The sequence below is a fragment of the Streptomyces sp. NPDC055140 genome (assembly GCF_053607285.1).
The window spans coordinates 398946-416063 of record NZ_JBSGTG010000002.1; the positions used below are offsets into that span (position 1 = coordinate 398946).

Annotated in this window: 13 protein-coding genes and 1 pseudogene; 9 read left to right on the forward strand and 5 right to left on the reverse strand. The window is 71.5% G+C overall.

Annotated features, from left to right (window positions below; translation table 11 throughout):
* Window positions 1-202: 202 nt before the first annotated feature.
* Window positions 203-1459, forward strand: a complete 1257-nt coding sequence (locus ACWFR4_RS05610) for a low temperature requirement protein A (protein ID WP_453651001.1) — start codon at window positions 203-205, stop codon at window positions 1457-1459.
* A 59-nt stretch (window positions 1460-1518) separates the two neighbouring features.
* Here ACWFR4_RS05610 and ACWFR4_RS05615 read toward each other — a convergent pair whose 3' ends face one another.
* The 4 genes from ACWFR4_RS05615 to ACWFR4_RS05630 all read right to left on the reverse strand — a co-directional run bounded on the left by ACWFR4_RS05615 (window position 1519) and on the right by ACWFR4_RS05630 (window position 4861).
* Window positions 1519-2196 (reverse strand): GntR family transcriptional regulator, encoded by a 678-nt coding sequence (locus ACWFR4_RS05615; protein ID WP_227298245.1) that lies wholly within the window; start codon window positions 2194-2196, stop codon window positions 1519-1521.
* 131 nt (window positions 2197-2327) lie between these two features.
* Window positions 2328-3275 carry a beta-ketoacyl-ACP synthase III gene (locus tag ACWFR4_RS05620; protein ID WP_453464341.1) on the reverse strand — a complete coding sequence of 316 codons (948 nt, stop codon included), beginning with the start codon at window positions 3273-3275 and terminating at the stop codon, window positions 2328-2330.
* A 145-nt stretch (window positions 3276-3420) separates the two neighbouring features.
* A complete protein-coding gene (locus tag ACWFR4_RS05625) occupies window positions 3421-3558 on the reverse strand; it encodes an MFS transporter small subunit (protein ID WP_453464339.1) in 138 nt (45 codons plus the stop codon).
* The gene (locus ACWFR4_RS05630) at window positions 3524-4861 is read right to left on the reverse strand and encodes an OFA family MFS transporter (RefSeq protein ID WP_453651002.1); all 1338 of its coding nucleotides are present in this window, start codon (window positions 4859-4861) and stop codon (window positions 3524-3526) included. The genes ACWFR4_RS05625 and ACWFR4_RS05630 overlap by 35 nt, the downstream gene beginning before the upstream one ends.
* 191 nt (window positions 4862-5052) lie before the next feature.
* On the opposite strand from ACWFR4_RS05630, the gene ACWFR4_RS05635 reads away from it, so the two are divergent.
* The 8 genes and pseudogenes from ACWFR4_RS05635 (at window position 5053) to ACWFR4_RS05670 (ending at window position 16064) form a co-directional block, all read left to right on the forward strand.
* Window positions 5053-6030, forward strand: a complete 978-nt coding sequence (locus ACWFR4_RS05635) for a 2-dehydropantoate 2-reductase (RefSeq protein WP_453464333.1) — start codon at window positions 5053-5055, stop codon at window positions 6028-6030.
* A complete protein-coding gene (locus ACWFR4_RS05640) occupies window positions 6027-7967 on the forward strand; it encodes a molybdopterin oxidoreductase family protein (protein ID WP_453651004.1) in 1941 nt (646 codons plus the stop codon). Before ACWFR4_RS05635 ends, ACWFR4_RS05640 begins: the two co-directional genes overlap by 4 nt.
* 114 nt (window positions 7968-8081) lie before the next feature.
* Window positions 8082-9986: an NAD(P)H-dependent oxidoreductase subunit E gene (locus ACWFR4_RS05645; RefSeq protein ID WP_453651006.1), complete on the forward strand. Its 1905-nt coding sequence runs from the start codon at window positions 8082-8084 to the stop codon at window positions 9984-9986.
* Window positions 9983-10843 (forward strand): 2Fe-2S iron-sulfur cluster-binding protein, encoded by an 861-nt coding sequence (locus ACWFR4_RS05650; RefSeq protein WP_453464327.1) that lies wholly within the window; start codon window positions 9983-9985, stop codon window positions 10841-10843. Before ACWFR4_RS05645 ends, ACWFR4_RS05650 begins: the two co-directional genes overlap by 4 nt.
* Window positions 10844-10850: 7 nt before the next feature.
* The gene (gene fdhD, locus ACWFR4_RS05655; protein ID WP_453464324.1) at window positions 10851-11729 is read left to right on the forward strand and encodes a formate dehydrogenase accessory sulfurtransferase FdhD; all 879 of its coding nucleotides are present in this window, start codon (window positions 10851-10853) and stop codon (window positions 11727-11729) included.
* 223 nt (window positions 11730-11952) lie between these two features.
* A pseudogene (locus ACWFR4_RS05660) lies at window positions 11953-12763 on the forward strand (quinone oxidoreductase family protein); the annotation flags it as partial.
* A gap of 135 nt (window positions 12764-12898) precedes the next feature.
* The gene (locus ACWFR4_RS05665; RefSeq protein WP_453651008.1) at window positions 12899-14800 is read left to right on the forward strand and encodes an exo-alpha-sialidase; all 1902 of its coding nucleotides are present in this window, start codon (window positions 12899-12901) and stop codon (window positions 14798-14800) included.
* 10 nt (window positions 14801-14810) lie between these two features.
* Window positions 14811-16064, forward strand: a complete 1254-nt coding sequence (locus ACWFR4_RS05670; RefSeq protein ID WP_453651010.1) for a hypothetical protein — start codon at window positions 14811-14813, stop codon at window positions 16062-16064.
* Here the strand turns inward: ACWFR4_RS05670 and ACWFR4_RS05675 are convergent.
* Window positions 15997-17040: a bile acid:sodium symporter family protein gene (locus ACWFR4_RS05675; protein ID WP_453651012.1), complete on the reverse strand. Its 1044-nt coding sequence runs from the start codon at window positions 17038-17040 to the stop codon at window positions 15997-15999. The two genes, ACWFR4_RS05670 and ACWFR4_RS05675, sit on opposite strands and share 68 nt — an antisense overlap.
* Between the last annotated feature and the right edge of the window lie 78 nt (window positions 17041-17118).

Sequence of the window (17118 nt, forward strand, 5' to 3'; positions counted from 1 at the left end):
ACGTGTCCCTCACCGCCTCACCGGGCCGCCTGTCGTCCCGTCTTCGGGCTTTCGAGGGGAACGTAGCAGTGCTTGCCGGGAGTGGGAAGAAGTTGCGCAGCAATTACCCATGACTTTCTCCAGTGACAGGACAAAGAGCCGGGAGGGAGGGGCCGCGTAGCCTGTCGCTCGCACAACTGATGGACGTCACAAGGGGGTTGGAATGACGGAGAGCACGCGGGCGCCGGCGGAGCAGGGAGAGGAACGGCCCGCCGTGCGGAGAGCGGAGCAGCCCGCCGCGGAACTGCGGGTCAGCACGCTGGAGCTCTTCTTCGACCTCGTCTTCGTCTTCACCCTGACGCAGATCACGGTGCTGCTGGCGCACGACCTGTCGTTCGCCACGGCGGGGCGGGTCGTCATCGTCTTCGTCGTGCTGTTCTGGATGTACGGCGCCTACGCCTACCTCACCAACCAGGTGCCGCCCGACCGGCCCTCACGCCGACTGCTGCTCATCGTCGGGATGGGCGCGTTCCTCGTGTGCGCGCTCGCCATCCCGCGCGCCTTCACCGACGGCGGCGTGGTCTTCGGCCTCGGGTTCCTGCTCGTGGTCGTGGTGCACAGCGCGCTGTACACGCGCAGCCACGGCCGTGACGTGATCTGGTACGCGGTGCCGAACGCGCTGGCCGCGCTCGCCGTGACGACGGCCGGGTTCTTCCACGGGCTCGCCGCCGACGCGTGGTGGGTGCTCGCGATCGTGCTCCAGATCGTGACGCCGTTCCTCGCCCAGATCGGCCCCCGCCGCCGGGGCGGGCGCACGACGGACGACCTCAGTGGTCAGCTCGGCGGACTGGAGCCGGGGCACTTCGTGGAGCGCCACGGCCTGCTCCTGATCATCGCTTTCGGCGAGTCCGTCATCGCGATCGGCATCGGCATCGGCGACCAGCCGCTGACGGTGGGCCTGTTCGGGGGAGCATTCCTGGCGCTGGCGGTCGCGGTCGCGCTGTGGTGGACGTACTTCGTACGGGACGAGGGCGCGGCCGAGGAGACGTTCCGGGCAACGTCGCCCGCGCGCCGGTTCCGCCTCGCGATGAACGCGTACTACTACGCCTTCCTGCCGATGCTGCTCGGCGTCGCGTTCCTCGCGGCGGGCGTGAAGAAGTCGCTCGGACACCTCGGCGAGCATCTGCACAGCGGGCCCGCGCTCGCGCTCGCGGGCGGTGTCGCGCTGTTCCTGGCCGGCGATGTCGCGTTCAGGACCGCGATGCGGCTCTCCCCGCTGGCCTTCAGGACGGCAGCCGTGCCGGTGGTGCTCGGCTCGGCGCTGCTCGGGACGTACGTGGCCGCCGTGGCGGAACTCGTCGCGCTCGTCGTGATCCTTGTGGCGATGCTGGCCGTTGAGACGCGGGCCTGTCGGGGCGTTCCTTCGGGCGCTGGGATGTCCGTGGCTGGTCGCGCCCACGCGGCGGAGCCGCATATGTAGCGGTCCCGCGCCCCCCTCCAGAGGCGCGCCCCGACCGTGATCCGTGGGCGGCACGGCCCTTACGACCGGTCGCGCCGGTGGTACGTCTCGCGGGTGTGCTCGGTGTGGGCCCGCATGACCGCCGTCGCGCGTGCCTCGTCCCGCTGCGCGATCGCTGCGATCAGCTCGCGGTGCTCGATCCAGGACTGCTTGCCGCGCTGGCGGGCCACCGGCTGGTAGTACCAGCGCACGCGGCGGTCGACCTGTCCGGCGAGCTCTCCCAGGACGACGTTCCCCGCGAGTTCCATGACCTTGGCGTGGAAGGCGGCGTTCGTGGCGACGACGAGCTCGACGTCGCCGTCGGCGACTGCCTGCTCACCTCTGGCGCACAGCTCTTCGAGCGCGGTGATCCCGGGCTTGCCGGCGTTCGCTGCGGCAAGGCGGGCCGCCTCGGCCTCCAGCAGCGTACGGACCGTGAGGAGCTGGTCCGCCTCGTCCTCGGTCGGCTCGTGCACGAAGGCGCCCTGCGCGGGACGGAGATCGACCCAGCCCTCCGTGTTCAGCCGCTGGAGCGCCTCCCGCACGGGCTGCCTCGACACCCCGAGGTGCCCGGCGAGTTCGCTCTCGACCAGGTGCTGGCCGGGCTGAAGTGCACGCGTCGTGATCAGTTCGAGCAGCGCCTCGTAGACCCGCTCGCGCAGCGGTCCGGGGCGCTCGAGCTTGGGCACCGCCCCCTGCGGCAGTCCTGTGGACAACATCGCGGTCCCCCTCCTGTGCAACGGAGAAGCCAGTATGAATTGGCTTTCGTCTACAGTCTACCGAGCACAATGGCCAGTAGGGGCGGGAGTTGGGCTCGTCACACCCGTGAACGCCGCGAAATCACGCCTGCTCAGGGGCAGTGGACGACCTGGCCCGCGTAGGACAGGTTGCCGCCGAATCCGAAGAGCAGCACCGGCTGGCCGCTGCGGATCTCGCCGCGCTCGACGAGCTTGGAGAAGGCGAGCGGGACGCTGGCGGCGGATGTGTTGCCCGAGTCGACGACGTCACGCGCGACGACGGCGTTCACCGCGCCGATCTTCTCGGCGAGCGGTTCGATGATCCGCAGGTTCGCCTGGTGCAGGACGACACCGGCCAGATCCGCGGGCGTGTACCCGGCCCGCTCGCACGCCGCGCGGGCCAGCGGCGGCAGCTGCTGTGTCGCCCAGCGGTAGACGCTCTGGCCCTCCTGCGCGAAGCGCGCCGGCTCGCCCTCGATGCGCACGGCGTTGCCCATCTCGGGCACGGAACCCCACAGGACCGGCCCGATGCCCGGCTCGTCGCCGGGCGGGCAGGCCTCGACCACGACGGCGCCCGCGCCGTCGCCGACGAGCACGCAGGTGGTGCGGTCCGTCCAGTCGGTGACGGCGGACATCTTGTCGGCGCCGATCACCAGGGCGCGCGTCGCGGCGCCCGCCCGTACGGCGTGGTCGGCGGTGGCGAGCGCGTGCGTGAAGCCCGCGCACACCACGTTGACGTCGAGCGCGGCGGGCGAGGGCACGCCGAGGCGGTGCGCGACGCGTGCGGCCATGTTCGGCGAGCGGTCGACGGCGGTGGAGGTGGCGACCACGACCAGGTCGATGTCGCTCGCCATCAGCCCCGCCGTCGCGAGGGCCTTCGCCGCGGCGTGCGCGGCCAGCTCGTCGACCGGTTCGTCGGGCCCCGCGATGTGACGGGTGCGGATGCCCACGCGGCTGCGGATCCACGCGTCGTCGGTGTCCACCATGGCCGCCAGGCCCTCGTTGGTGAGGACCCTGGCGGGCTGGTAGTGGCCTACGGCGGTGATGCGCGAACCGGTCATGGGTGGGCCCCCTCGTGTTCGAGATGCGGATCCACCAGTCTGGTGAGCGACTCACCGGTACGAGGGCACGTAAAGCGACAGGATTGGGGCGCCCTGGTTGGAGGGTGCCCCACATCACCCTGCGGCGCCCGGGGTCCGCCCCGGTCTACCCCGTGAAGAGCTGCCTCGCCTTCTGCACGAGTTCGTACAGGCCGTACACAAGCGGCACCCCGACCCACAGCCAGGCGAACAGGGTGAGCGTGCGGCGGCTAGGCGGACTGCCGGCGCTCTGCGGCTGCGTCATCGGTGGCCTCCCTCGGGGCGGGGATGTGGTGGCGGGCATGGACGGGACGGATCAGCTCATTGGCGACGAAACCGACGACGAGCAGACCGATCATGATCGTGAAGGACAGGCCGTAGAGGTCCTGACCGTGCTTGCCGGCCTCTTCCTGGCTGTCGGCGACCCGGTTGACGATCAGCGGGCCGAGCACGCCGGCGGTGGACCACGCGGTGAGCAGCCGGCCGTGGATCGCGCCGACCTGGTAGGTGCCGAAGAGGTCCTTGAGGTACGCGGGGACGGTGGCGAAGCCGCCGCCGTAGAAGGAGAGGATCACCAGCGCGCAGCCGATGAACAGGGGCTTGGAGGAGTCGCCGAAGCGGGCGATCAGCAGGTACATGACGGCGCCCACGCCCAGGTAGAGGCGGTAGACGTTCTTGCGGCCGACCAGGTCGGAGGCGGAGGACCAGCCGATGCGGCCCGCCATGTTCGCCGCCGACAGGAGCGCGACGAAGCCCGCTGCCGCGGAGATGCTGACGGGGGTGCCACTGTCCTTGAAGAAGTCCGTGATCATCGGGGCGGCCTTCTCCAGAATGCCGATGCCCGCCGTCACGTTCATGCAGAGCACGAGCCACAGGCACCAGAACTGGGGGGTGCGCACGGCGCTGCGGGCCGAGACCTGCACCCCTTCGAGCGGTGCGGGCGCCCCCGGCTTGGGCGCTCCCTCGGTACGGGGCACCCGCACGAGCAGCACCCCGAGCGACATGAACACGGCGTAGGCGAGTCCGTGCACGAGGAAGGCGAGGGCGATGCCGGAGGAGTCGGCGCCGAAGGACTCCAGCATCTGCGCGGACCAGGGCGAGGCGATCAGCGCGCCGCCGCCGAAGCCCATGATCGCGATGCCCGTGGCCATGCCGGGCCGGTCGGGGAACCACTTGATCAAGGTCGACACGGGCGAGATGTAGCCGATACCGAGACCGATCCCGCCGACGAAGCCGTAGCCGAAGACGATCAGCCAGAACTGTCCGGTGGCGGCGCCGAGGGCGGAGAGCAGGAAGCCGGAGGAGAAGCAGATGAGGGCGACGGTCATCGCCCAGCGCGGGCCGTTGCGCTCGACGAGCGTGCCGCCGAAGGCCGCGGAGAGGCCGAGCATCACGATGCCGAGCTGGAAGGGGAGGGCGCTCTCGGTACCGCTGAGGTGCATGGCGGACTCGAGCGGGGGCTTGAAGACGCTCCAGGCGTAGGCCTGGCCGATGGAGAGATGGACGGACAGAGCGGCGGGCGGAACGAGCCAGCGGCTCCAGCCGGTTGGCGCGACAGGGGGCCTCATGATCCCGAACGTTAGGGAGCCGCACGGGAGTTGGGAAGAGCACGCACCGGAATCCGTACACGGTATGCGATGCGCCACCTCTTGTCGGCCCATCTTCCATACTGTAGACAATATTCCATCGACAGTCCGACGGTCCTCCGCACTCTCCTCCCGTGAGAGCAGGAGCCCTCGACCGAACGGAGCTCGCCATCGTGAAAGTCGCAGTCCTCGGCGCCGGTGCGATCGGCGCCTACGTCGGAGCCGCGCTGCACCGCGCCGGCGCCGACGTGCATCTCGTAGCCCGTGGACCGCACCTCGCGGCCATGAGGCAGCACGGCGTCCAAGTACGCAGCCCCCGTGGTGACTTCACCGCCCGGGCCCACGCGACCGACGACCCCTCGGGGATCGGCCCGGTCGACTATGTCTTCCTCGGCCTCAAGGCAAACTCGTACGCGGCGTGCGGGCCGCTCATCGAGCCACTGCTGCACAGCTCGACGGCCGTGATCGCGGCCCAGAACGGCATCCCCTGGTGGTACTTCCACCGGCACGGCGGCCCGCACGACGGGCAGCGCATCGAGAGTGTGGACCCAGGCGGCGCGGTCAGTGCGGTGCTCGCGCCCGAGCGGGCCATCGGCTGTGTCGTCTACGCGGCGACGGAGCTCGAAGGCCCCGGCGTCGTACGCCACCTCGAAGGGACCAGGTTCTCCGTCGGGGAGCCCGACCGCTCGGTGTCGGACCGGTGCCTCGCGTTCAGTCAGGCGATGCAGGCCGGGGGCCTCAAGTGCCCGGTCGAGCCCGAGCTGCGCGGTGACATCTGGATCAAGCTGCTCGGCAACATCTCGTTCAACCCGATCAGTGCGCTGTCCCGGGCGACCATGCGGCAGATGTGCCTGCACGGCGGCACGCGCCGGGTCATCGAGATCATGATGACCGAGACGCTCGCCGTCGCCGGGGCGCTGGGCTGCCGGCCGGACATCTCCGTCGAACGGCGCCTGGCCGGGGCCGAGCGCGTAGGCGACCACCGCACCTCGACACTGCAGGACCTGGAGCGCGGCAAACCGCTCGAACTCGACGTGCTGCTCGCGGCCGTCGTGGAACTCGCGGAGATCACCGGCGTCCCGGTCCCGACGCTCCGCACCGTCCACGCCATCTCGGATCTGCTCGCCGACCGCATGAGGAGCGCGGCATGAAGAAGCGGGACCGCACCCCGAAGACGTACACCCGCCTCACCCATCCCCTCGTCCGGGACTCACGCGACGCGCCGTTCCGCCGCGCCACCTGGGACGAGGCGCTCGCCAGGGCGGCGGACGGGTTCCGGCGCACCAAGGAAGCGCACGGCCCGGACGCGTTCGCGATGCTGTCCTGCGCGCGCGCCACGAACGAGATGAACTACGTGGCACAGAAGTTCACGCGCGTCGTGATGGGCACGAACAACGTCGACTCGTGCAACCGCACCTGTCACGCCCCGAGCGTCGCGGGCCTCTCCGCGGCGTTCGGCTCGGGCGGCGGCACCTCCTCGTACGAGGAGGTCGAGCACACCGACCTCGTCGTGATGTGGGGTTCCAACGCCCGCTTCGCGCACCCGATCTTCTTCCAGCACGTCCTGAAGGGGATCAGGAACGGGGCACGGATGTACGCCGTCGATCCGCGCCGCACCTCGACCGCCGAGTGGGCGGAGAGCTGGCTCGGCCTGAACGTCGGCACGGACATCCCGCTCGCCCACGCCGTAGGGCGCGAGATCATCCACGCGGGCCTGCACAACAGGGCGTTCGTCGAGCGGGCCACGACCGGCTTCGACGAGTACGCCGAGCTGGTCGAGCCGTGGACCCTCTCCCTCGCCGAGAAGGTCACGGGCATCCCCGCCGCCGCCATCCGCGACCTCGCGCACGCCTACGCCACCGCCGAGCGCGCCCAGCTGTGCTGGACCCTCGGCATCACGGAGCACCACAACGGCACGGACAACGTAAGGGCGTTGATCAATCTGTCGCTGCTCACCGGGCACGTCGGCCGCTACGGCTCCGGCGTCCAGCCCCTGCGCGGGCAGAACAACGTCCAGGGCGGCGGCGACATGGGCGCCATCCCCAACCGCCTGCCCGGCTTCCAGGACATCCTCGACGCCGCGCACCGCGTCAAGTTCGAGCAGGCGTGGGGCACGGAGATCCCGCCGCGATACGGGATGACGCTCACCGACATGTTCGAGGCGATGGAGCACGGCGAACTGCACGCCGTGTACTGCATCGGCGAGAACCCCGCCCAGTCCGAGGCGGACAGCGAGCAGGCGATACGCCGTCTCGCGGCCCTCGACCACCTGGTCGTGCAGGACATCTTCCTGACGAAGACGGCGGAGATGGCCGACGTCGTACTGCCCGCGACCGCCGCGTGGGCGGAGACCGACGGCACAACGACCAACAGCGAACGGCGGGTTCAGCGCGTGCGTGCCGCGCTCACCCCGCCCGGCGAGGCCCGCGAGGACATCGACATCATCTGCGAGGTCGCCGCGCGCCTCGGTCACGACTGGAAGTTCGCCGACTCCGAGGCCGTGTGGAACGAGCTGCGTTCGCTGTCGCCGGACCACTTCGGCATGACGTACGACCGCCTCGCGGAGCACCAGGGCCTTCAGTGGCCGTGCCCCGACCTGGAGGTCCTGCCCTCGAGCTTCCTGCACGGGAGACTGTGGGAGTCGGACGCGGCGCTGCGCGGTCCCGCGGCACCCTTCGGGCTCGTCGCGCACGACCCGCCGGTGGACCTGACGGACGAGTCGTACCCGATCCGCCTGACGACGGGCCGGCGCCTGGACTCGTACAACACCGGTGTCCAGAGCGGGGGTTACGCCTCTCCGCTGCGGCGCGGCGAGTACGTCGAGCTGTGCCCGGAGGACGCGGAGCGGTACGGCGTCGTGGTGGGCGAGGAGGTGCGGGTGTCGTCGCGGCGCGGCGTCGTGGTGGCGCCCGTGTGGGTCGACCCGGCGCTGCGGCCCGGCCTCGCCTTCATGACCATGCACTTTCCCGACGAGGTGGACACCAACCAGCTGACGATCGAGGCGAACTGCCCGATCGCGGGGACGGCGGAGTTCAAGGCCTCGGCGATCCGTATCGAGAAGCTGCCGGTCGCGGCCATCAGGAGCTGAGGCAGGACGTGACTCCGCTCCCCGCTGAAAGGCGGGGGCTTCCAACCCGAGGGTTGCGGTCCAGCCCGAACCGACCCCTTCCGGGGCATTAGGAACGTAACACGTAGGAGAGCAATGGATCTGCGCTTCGGTGACAGCAAGCCGACCGACGAGGAACGGGAGGCGGTGGACGCGCTGCTCGGGCCGCCCGGGTCGGCGTGGGAAACGGCCTTCGGTGACTCGACGGTCCGTTCGGACGCGGATCTGCGCTGGGCGCGCGGCGGACGTGCGGCGCGGGAGCGGCGGGACCTGCTGTTGCCGGGGCTGCACGCGGTCAACGACCGGGTCGGCTGGATCAGCGAGGGCGCCCTCGACTATCTGTGCCGGCGGCTGACGGTGCCGCCGGCGGAGGCGTACGGGGTGGCGACGTTCTACTCGATGTTCTCGGTGAAACCGCGCCCGGCGACCGTACTGCACGTGTGCACGGACGTGGCGTGCGCGGCAAAGGGGTCGGCGGACCTGTGCGCGGGGGTGGAGGGGCGGCTGGGGCTCGGCAGTGGGGTTTCGGTCGAGCGGAGTCCTTGTCTGGGGCTGTGCGAGCGGGCTCCGGCTGCGCTTGTGGTGCGGGCGGGTTCGCCTGCGGCGGGCCTCGGCGGCCAGCCCCCGGACCCCCACTCCTCGAACGCCGGCGGGGCTGAAAAAACGCATACGACAGCCGTCATAGCCCCCGCCACCCCCGAGGCCGCCGTCCTCGCCGCCTCCGCCCCCGAGGCCGCCGAGCCCGAACCGCCCGCCTCCCTCGCCGTCCCGCAGGCCGGGCAGCCCGGCCTCACCCTGCTGCGCCGCATCGGCGTCGTGGATCCCTCCTCGCTCGACGACTACCGGTCCCACGGCGGATACACCGCCCTGCGCCGGGCGTTCGAGCTCGGGCCCGCCGGGGTGATCCGTGAGGTGACCGACGCGGGCCTCGTCGGGCGCGGCGGGGCGGCCTTCCCCACCGGCGTGAAGTGGAAGGCCACCGCCTCGCAGCCCGACCATCCGCACTACCTGGTGTGCAACGCCGACGAGTCCGAGCCCGGCACCTTCAAGGACCGGGTCCTGATGGAAGGTGACCCGTACTCCCTGATCGAGGCCATGACGATCGCCGGGTACGCGGTCGGCGCCCACAAGGGGTACCTGTATCTGCGCGGTGAATACCCGCGCGCGCTACGGCTGTTGGGCAACGCGATCGAGCAGGCGCGCGCCCGCGGGCTGCTCGGTGACGACGTGCTCGGTCAGGGCTACGCCTTCGACATCGAGATCCGGCGGGGCGCGGGGGCTTACATCTGCGGCGAGGAGACAGCGCTCTTCAATTCCATCGAGGGCTACCGCGGCGAGCCCCGCTCCAAGCCGCCCTTCCCCGTGGAGAAGGGCCTGTTCGGGAAGCCGACGGCCGAGAACAACGTCGAGACACTCGTGAACGTGCTGCCGATCCTGACCATGGGCGCCGAGGCGTACGCGGCGATCGGCACGGAGAAGTCGACCGGGCCGAAGCTGTTCTGCGTGTCCGGGAGCGTCGAGCGGCCCGGGATCTACGAGCTGCCGTTCGGCGCGACGCTCGGCGAACTGCTCGGCCTCGCGGGGAAGCCCGAGAACCTGCGGGCCGTGCTGCTCGGCGGCGCCGCGGGCGGCTTCGTGCGCGCCGACGAGATGGACATCCCGCTCACGTTCGAGGGGACGCGCGCGGCCGGCACGACGCTCGGCTCGGGCGTCGTCCTTGCCGTCGACGACACCGTGCCGCTGCCGCGCATCCTGCTGCGCATCGCCGAGTTCTTCCGGGACGAGTCGTGCGGGCAGTGCGTGCCGTGCCGGGTGGGCACGGTGCGGCAGGAGGAGGCGCTGCACCGGATCGCCGAGCGGACGGGCGCGGCGGCCGCCGGTGACATCGCGCTGCTCAGGGAGGTGGGGCGGGCCATGCGGGACGCCTCGATCTGCGGTCTGGGGCAGACCGCGTGGAACGCCGTGGAATCCGCCATCGACCGCCTGGGGGCGTACGAATGACCGCCATACCGCTGGGAGTGCCGCGCCGCCTCGTCGAGTTCACGCTGGACGGGCAGGAGGCGCGGGTGCCCGAGGGGTCGACGATCCTGGACGCCTGCCGGGCCGCGGGCAAGGACATCCCGACACTGTGCCAGGGCGACACCCTCACGCCGAAGAACGCGTGCCGGGTCTGCGTCGTCGAGGTCGAGGGCGCCCGCACCCTCGCCCCGGCGTGCTCGCGCAAGGCCGAGGCGGGGATGGAGGTGCGCACGGACACGGAGCGGGCCCGGCACAGCCGCAAGGTCGTCCTCGAACTGCTCGCCTCGTCCGTGAACCTGTCGACGACGCCGCGCGCCGCCGAGTGGATCAAGGAGTACGAGGCGAAGCCCGACCGGTTCGGACCGGACGCGGCGCGTGTGGACGAGGAGCCGCGCGTCGACAACGACCTGTATGTCCGGGACTACGACAAGTGCATCCTCTGCTACAAGTGCGTCGACGCGTGCGGTGACCAGTGGCAGAACACGTTCGCCATCTCGGTCGTGGGGCGTGGCTTCGACGCCAGGATCGCCGTGGAGCACGACGCGCCGCTGACCGACTCGGCGTGCGTGTACTGCGGCAACTGCATAGAGGTGTGCCCGACGGGCGCGCTGTCCTTCAAGTCGGAGTTCGACATGCGGGCGGCGGGGACCTGGAACGAGGCGGAGCAGACGGAGACGACGACGGTGTGCGCGTACTGCGGAGTGGGCTGCAACCTCACTCTCCATGTCCAGGACAATGAGATCGTCAAGGTCACCTCGCCGCACGACAACCCGGTGACCCACGGCAATCTCTGCATCAAGGGCCGCTTCGGCTATCAGCACGTACAGAACCGGGACTGATCGACACATGGGACGAGTCACGGAACGACGCAAGGTACTCCGCATCCGGGGCGAGCAGGTCTCCAGCAGGCCCGACACGCTCGTCGCCGAGGAGCCCCTGGAGATCCGGCTCAACGGCAAGCCCCTCGCCATCACGATGCGCACCCCGGGCGACGACTTCGCGCTCGCGGCGGGGTTCCTGGTCAGCGAGGGCGTCCTCGGCGCGACGGAGGAACTCCAGAGCATCGTGTACTGCGCGGGGGCCACTCTGGGGGTCCCCCCAGGCCCTTCAGGCGCTGGGGGAGGATCGAATACCTACAACGTCGTCGACGTGCGGACCGCTCCCGGTGTGGTGATCCCCGACATCACGCTCGAACGCAACGTGTACACGACGTCGTCGTGCGGCCTGTGCGGGAAGGCGAGCCTGGACGCGGTGCGTACGCAGACCCGGTTCGCGATCGACGACACTCCCCCGGTCCGGATCGAGCCCTCGCTCCTGGCGAGCCTCCCCGACCGGCTGCGCGAGGCCCAGCGGGTCTTCGACCGGACCGGGGGTCTGCACGCCGCGGCGCTGTTCTCGGAGGCCGGGGAACTGCTCGACATCCGTGAGGACGTGGGCCGGCACAACGCGGTGGACAAGCTTGTCGGGCGCGCCCTCCAGAGCGGCGGGCTTCCGCTGTCGCGCGCGATCCTGCTCGTCTCGGGCCGCGCCTCCTTCGAGCTCGCGCAGAAGGCGGTGATGGCGGGCATCCCGGTCCTCGCGGCCGTGTCCGCGCCGTCGTCGCTCGCGGTCGACCTGGCCGCCGAGACCGGCCTCACGCTGGTCGGCTTCCTGCGCGGGCCCAACATGAACGTGTACGCGGGAGAACACCGCATCGCCCTGCGGGCCGCGGCCGCCCAGGGCTGACCGGTTTCCCCGCGGCACGGCGACGGGGCCCGGATCCGGCGGGGAGCGCCCCCTGCGCCGGCCGGGCCCCACGCGCCGACGCCCCGACATCCCTCTTTGCTACGTGTCCGGCTCGCCGGATATCCGCCCCAGCATGCCCATGAGGGCGCCGCGCTCCTCGGCCGAAAGCGGGGCCAGGAGCGCGGCGTTGGCGTCCTCGGCGGCCGCGGCGCACCGCCGTAGCGTCGCGCTGCCCGTCGTCCGCAAGGTGCGGGAGTCGCGCGAACCCATCGCGCTCGGCGGCGAGATCGCCGGTGAAGTGGCGGCCGTGGGTCCCGGCGTGACGGAGTACGCCCCTGGCGACCGCGTCACCGGCCTCGTCTTCCGGCACGGATACGCCGACTACGCGCTCCTGCACGTCGCCATGGCGTCACCGGTACCGGACGGCGCGAGCGCTACCGACGCGGTGGCCCTGGTCCGCAGCGGGCTCGTGGCGTACGGAGCGCTGCAGGCCGCACGTCCCGAGCCGGGCGAGGCGGCGCTCGTCACGGCGGCGGCGAGCGGGGTCGGCCACCTGGCCGTGCAACTCGCGGCGTCGAGCGGGGCTTCCCGGGTCATGGGCGCGGTGTCGGGGCCCGGCAAGGCGGAGTTCGTACGCGGACTCGACGCCGACGACGTGGTGATCTACGGCGACGAGACCTGGGGCGATCCGGTCGACTACGTCCTGGACGCGGTGGGCGGCGAGCTGCTGACGCCGGGCCTGAAGGCGCTCGCGCCGCACGGGCGGCTCGTGGCGTACAGCTCGGGCGGCGGCACCGTCGAGGCGTACGACCTGCTGGTGGGCGCCAAGTCCGGTCATCGGTTTCCAGATGGCGCTCATCGCGCGAGGGAAGCCCGAGACGTACGAACGGTGGCGCAAAGAGCTGTGGCGGCTGTTCTTCGAGGGGGCCCTGCGGCCCGTGGTGCACGCGGAGTCCGCCCTGGAGGACGCGGCGCGGGCCCACGAGGCCATCGAGGGGCGCGCCAATCTCGGCAAGGTCGTCCTGATCCCCTGATGCACGGTGCTTGTGGCGTGCCGAGCGTCCCAAGTAGCGTCTGTGACCCGGACATTGGACGTGGGATGTCTTGATGTCCAGACGCATGATCCGTGACATCAGCCTTGACATGAGCCGTTGAAGGGTGGCCGCACCATGCCGTCAAGTCTCCGCGTACGTCTGAGATCCCTGGGCACATCCGTCGTCGCGCTGCTCGCCGTCGCCGCCGGAGCCGCACTGCCCGCGCACGCCGCCGAACCGGCCGGCGCGGCGCAGGCGGCCCGAGCGGCCGCGACGCAGCCGCCGTTCGAGCAGCAGGTCCTCTTCAAGGCTTCCCAGGATCCCGGGTACGCCTGCTATCGCATTCCCGCCGTGGTGAAGACGAAGCAGGGGACGCTGCTCGCCTTCGCCGAGGGGCGGACGAACGACTGTTCCGACGCGGGCGACATAGACATCGTCGTCAAGCGGTCCGAGGACGGCGGCCGCACCTGGAGCCCGCTCCAGGTCGTCAACGAGGGCGCCGGTGACACGCACGGCAACCCCGCCCCGGTGGTCGACCTCAGGACAGGCCGCATCCTGCTCGCGGAGACGTACAACACCGGCCGCACGGACGGAAAGAACTGCGACGTGCCGTGCGACCGCACCCCGCACCTCCAGTACAGCGACGACGACGGCCGCACCTGGTCGGCGCCGCGCGACCTGAGCGACGAGATCCTGCCGAAGGACTGGAACTCCTGGTACGCGACCGGGCCCGTGCACGGCATCCAGCTCGCCCAGGGGCGCCACCGCGGCCGGCTCGTCTTCACCGTCAACGCCGAGACCTGGAACGGCAGTCGCGTCACCGCGAACCACGCCGCGCTCATGGTCAGCGACGACGGCGGCAGGCACTGGCGGGTCGGCGCGAAGGACTCCTGGCCGATCGCGGACGACGGCACCTTCCGCCAGAAACCGTCCGAGATGACCGTCGCCGAACTGCCCGGCGGCACCCTGTACGTGTCGGGGCGCGAGCAGGACGGCACCGACCTCGGTCACCGCACGCACACATGGAGCCGGGACGGCGGCGACTCGTTCACGCGGCGCTTCACGGCGATCCCCGACCTCTACACCCCGCAGGTGCAGGGTTCGGTCCTGCGCACCGGCAACCGGCTCCTGCTGGCCTGCCCCGGCGACCCCGACCGGCGCCGGACCATGACCATCCGGTCCTCGTACGACGGCGGACGGACCTGGGACAGCTTCGACCGCTCGACCGTGGTGACGACCGACTGGTCCGGCTACTCGGACCTCGTGCAGGCGACCCGTGACCACGTGGGCCTCATGTACGAGGGCGGCGCGGTCGACGCCCGCGACGAGATCCGCTTCGCGCGCTTCACCGAGGGCTGGCTGACGCCGCGCCGCGGCGCCGACCCGACGACGGAGGACCGGGCCCGCCACGCGCGGGACGCGGCCGTGCTCGGCGGCGCCTCCCCGACCGCCGGCCGCTTCGGCGGGGCGCTCTCCTTCGACGGCACGGACGACGCCGTACGGCTCCCGTACAGCGACCGGCTACCGCTCGGGACGAAGGACTTCACCGCGTCCCTGTGGTTCCGCTACTCCGCCACGACCGGTGAGCAGCCCCTGCTGTGGATGGGCGGCATCGGCACCACGCAGCCGCAGGTGTGGCTGCGCGCCGAGCCCGCGAGCAACCGCATCACGGGCCTGATCACCACGCGGGACGGAGCCGCGGCCCCGCGAACGGCCTCGGTGCGCACCACCGCCGCGTACAACGACGGCCAGTGGCACCACGCCGTACTGCGGCGCGGCGGCGGACAGTTGACGCTCGCCGTCGACGGGACGTCGGTCGGTGCGCCCGATGTGCCGGGCTCCGTCAGCCGTAACTCGCCGTTCGGCGTGCACGTGGGCGAACGGTTGGACAGCCGGGCGCACTTCACCGGCGCGATCGACGAAGTCAGCATCCAGGACCGGGCGGTGAGCGACGAGGAGCTCAACACCCCGATCACCACTGTGACCCCGGACACCGTCCTGTGGTTGCCCATGGACCGCGTGCGCGGCGGCCACTAGCGTCCGAAAGGTGCCCGCGGACACGGAGGCGGTGCGCCGCAGGAGCGTGGGGGCGGGTCTCGGCCTGCTGCTGGCCCTGGTGTGCGCCGCCGCCCTGCTGACCGCCCTCCCGGACCACGACCGGGAGGGCGGTCGCCCGTGCGCGGCGCGCACCGTCGCCTCGTGGTCCGCCGACCCCGGCCTCACGGGGGCGTTCGCCCGCTACGGCGACGACGCGTCGCGGGGCGACGACTGGACGGGCGGCGACGGCACGCACTCGGTGCGGCTCCCGGACGGGCGGGTCCTGTGGCTGTTCTCCGACACCTATCTCGGGCAGGTGCACGCGCCGCCCAACCCGGCGGGCCAGCCCCACGCCTGGCGGGACATCTCGGCGCCGTTCGTGCGCAACTCGGCCGTGGTGATGGGCCGTTCGGGCGCCCTCGAGCGCACGCTCCCCGCGCCCCTGTTCCCGGACCCGGCGCCGCAGCAGTGGCGCTGGCCCGTCGCGGCCCGCGTCGAGCCCCGCTCCCCCGGCTCCGCCGAGCAGGTCGTCCGCGTCCTGCTGTGGACCCGTACGACGGGGACGGGTCCCTGGATCTACGGCATGCCCGCCGCCACCGAGGTCGCCACGATCTCGCTGCCCGGCCTGCGCGTGGAGAGCGTCACCACGGTCCTCGACCAGCGGGGCGTGCCGGACCCGGCGCGGCGCGTCCTGTTCGGCACGACGGCCGTCGACCGGGGCGGATGGACGTACGTGTTCGGCGGTGACGACGGGCAGGGGGCCACGCGCCGCGCCTATGTCGCGCGGGTGCCGCACGGCCGGCTCGCCGAGCCGGGGGCGTGGCGCTACTGGGACGGTTCGCGCTGGACGCGCGCTCCACGGCCACAGGCGGTCCTCGGCGACGGTGAACGGCGTGGGGTCGGCAGCGCGTTCACCGTCGTGCGCGACGGCGGTACGTACGTCCTGTTCACGATGGCCGCCGGCATCGCGGGCCTGACCCGCGTCACCTCTTACTGGGCATGTAGGCCGACCGGGCCCTGGCACGGCCCCGCGAAGGGCTTCGAGGCGCCGCTGCCGCGTGACGGGGCGCTCCGGCAGGACACGGCCGCGTACAACCCGCAGGCGCACCCCGCGCTCGGCGGTGGTGACGGGCGCGTGCTGCTCAGCTACGACGTCAACTGGCTGGACGCGGCGCCCGCCACCGCGCAGGCGCAGGTCAGCCGGAACGTGTCGCTGTACCGGCCGCGGTTCGTGGCTCTGCGGCTCGCTTCTCCCCCGCGCTGACCTGTTCCAGGGGGTCGAGCGCCCGGCGCTTGGCGATCACGGCGCACACCATCAGCTGCATCTGGTGGAACAGCATCAGTGGCAGCACGGCGAGGGACGCGTGCGCCCCGAACAGGACACTCGCCATGGGCAGTCCGGCCGCCAGGGACTTCTTCGACCCGGCGAACTGGATCGCGATGCGGTCCTCGCGCCCGAAGCCGAGCGCCTTGCCGCCGTACCAGGTGACCGCCAGCATCACGGCGAGCAGCACCGCCTCGACGACGAGGAGCCCGCCCAGGCGCACCGCGCTGACCTGGTGCCAGATGCCCTGGACCATGCCCTCGCTGAACGCGGTGTAGACGACGAGGAGGATCGAGCCGCGGTCGACGTAGCTCAGGACCTTCTTGTGCCGCGTGATGAAGGAGCCGACCCAGCGACGCAGGAACTGCCCGGCGAGGAACGGTACGAGCAGCTGCAGCACGATCTTGACGAGGGAGTCCGCCGAGAACCCACCGCCGCTGTTGCCGAGGAGGCCCGCCGCGAGCACCGGAGTGACGACGATGCCGGCCAGCGAGGAGAAGGAGCCCGCGCAGATCGCCGCGGGCACGTTGCCGCGGGCCATGGAGGTGAAGGCGATCGACGACTGGATCGTCGAGGGGACGAGGGTTAGGAAGAGCAGGCCGTCGTAGAGCGACGGCGTGAGGACCACAGGGACGAGGCCGCGGGCCGCGAGGCCGAGGAGCGGGAAGACGACGAACGTGGCGGCGAGGACGGTCACATGGAGCCGCCAGTGCCTGAGCCCGTCGAGCGCCTCGCGGGTCGACAGGCGCGCTCCGTAGAGGAAGAAGAGGAATGCGACGGCGGTGGTCGAGGCGCCGGACGCGACATCGGCCGCACCACCGCGCGCGGGCAGGAGCGCCGCGAGGCCCACCGTCCCTATGAGCGCCAGGATGTAGGGGTCGACCGGCATCCAGGACGGCCAAGTCAGGCGTTTCACGGGTTCCATGTTCCTTGCTGTCGGTTCAGGTCGTGCCCTCTCCATCGTCCTCCTGATCACCGCGATCGGGAATCCTGC

Excerpts from the sequence above, each read along its gene's own strand:
- ACWFR4_RS05610 (WP_453651001.1), top strand. The coding sequence starts at position 203 with ATGACGGAGAGCACGCGGGCGCCGGCGGAGCAGGGAGAGGAACGGCCC.
- ACWFR4_RS05630 (WP_453651002.1), bottom strand. The coding sequence starts at position 4,861 with ATGAGGCCCCCTGTCGCGCCAACCGGCTGGAGCCGCTGGCTCGTTCCG.
- ACWFR4_RS05640 (WP_453651004.1), top strand. The coding sequence starts at position 6,027 with ATGAAGAAGCGGGACCGCACCCCGAAGACGTACACCCGCCTCACCCAT.
- ACWFR4_RS05625 (WP_453464339.1), bottom strand. The coding sequence starts at position 3,558 with ATGACGCAGCCGCAGAGCGCCGGCAGTCCGCCTAGCCGCCGCACGCTC.
- ACWFR4_RS05620 (WP_453464341.1), bottom strand. The coding sequence starts at position 3,275 with ATGACCGGTTCGCGCATCACCGCCGTAGGCCACTACCAGCCCGCCAGG.
- fdhD (WP_453464324.1), top strand. The coding sequence starts at position 10,851 with ATGGGACGAGTCACGGAACGACGCAAGGTACTCCGCATCCGGGGCGAG.
- ACWFR4_RS05650 (WP_453464327.1), top strand. The coding sequence starts at position 9,983 with ATGACCGCCATACCGCTGGGAGTGCCGCGCCGCCTCGTCGAGTTCACG.
- ACWFR4_RS05615 (WP_227298245.1), bottom strand. The coding sequence starts at position 2,196 with ATGTTGTCCACAGGACTGCCGCAGGGGGCGGTGCCCAAGCTCGAGCGC.
- ACWFR4_RS05665 (WP_453651008.1), top strand. The coding sequence starts at position 12,899 with ATGCCGTCAAGTCTCCGCGTACGTCTGAGATCCCTGGGCACATCCGTC.
- ACWFR4_RS05645 (WP_453651006.1), top strand. The coding sequence starts at position 8,082 with ATGGATCTGCGCTTCGGTGACAGCAAGCCGACCGACGAGGAACGGGAG.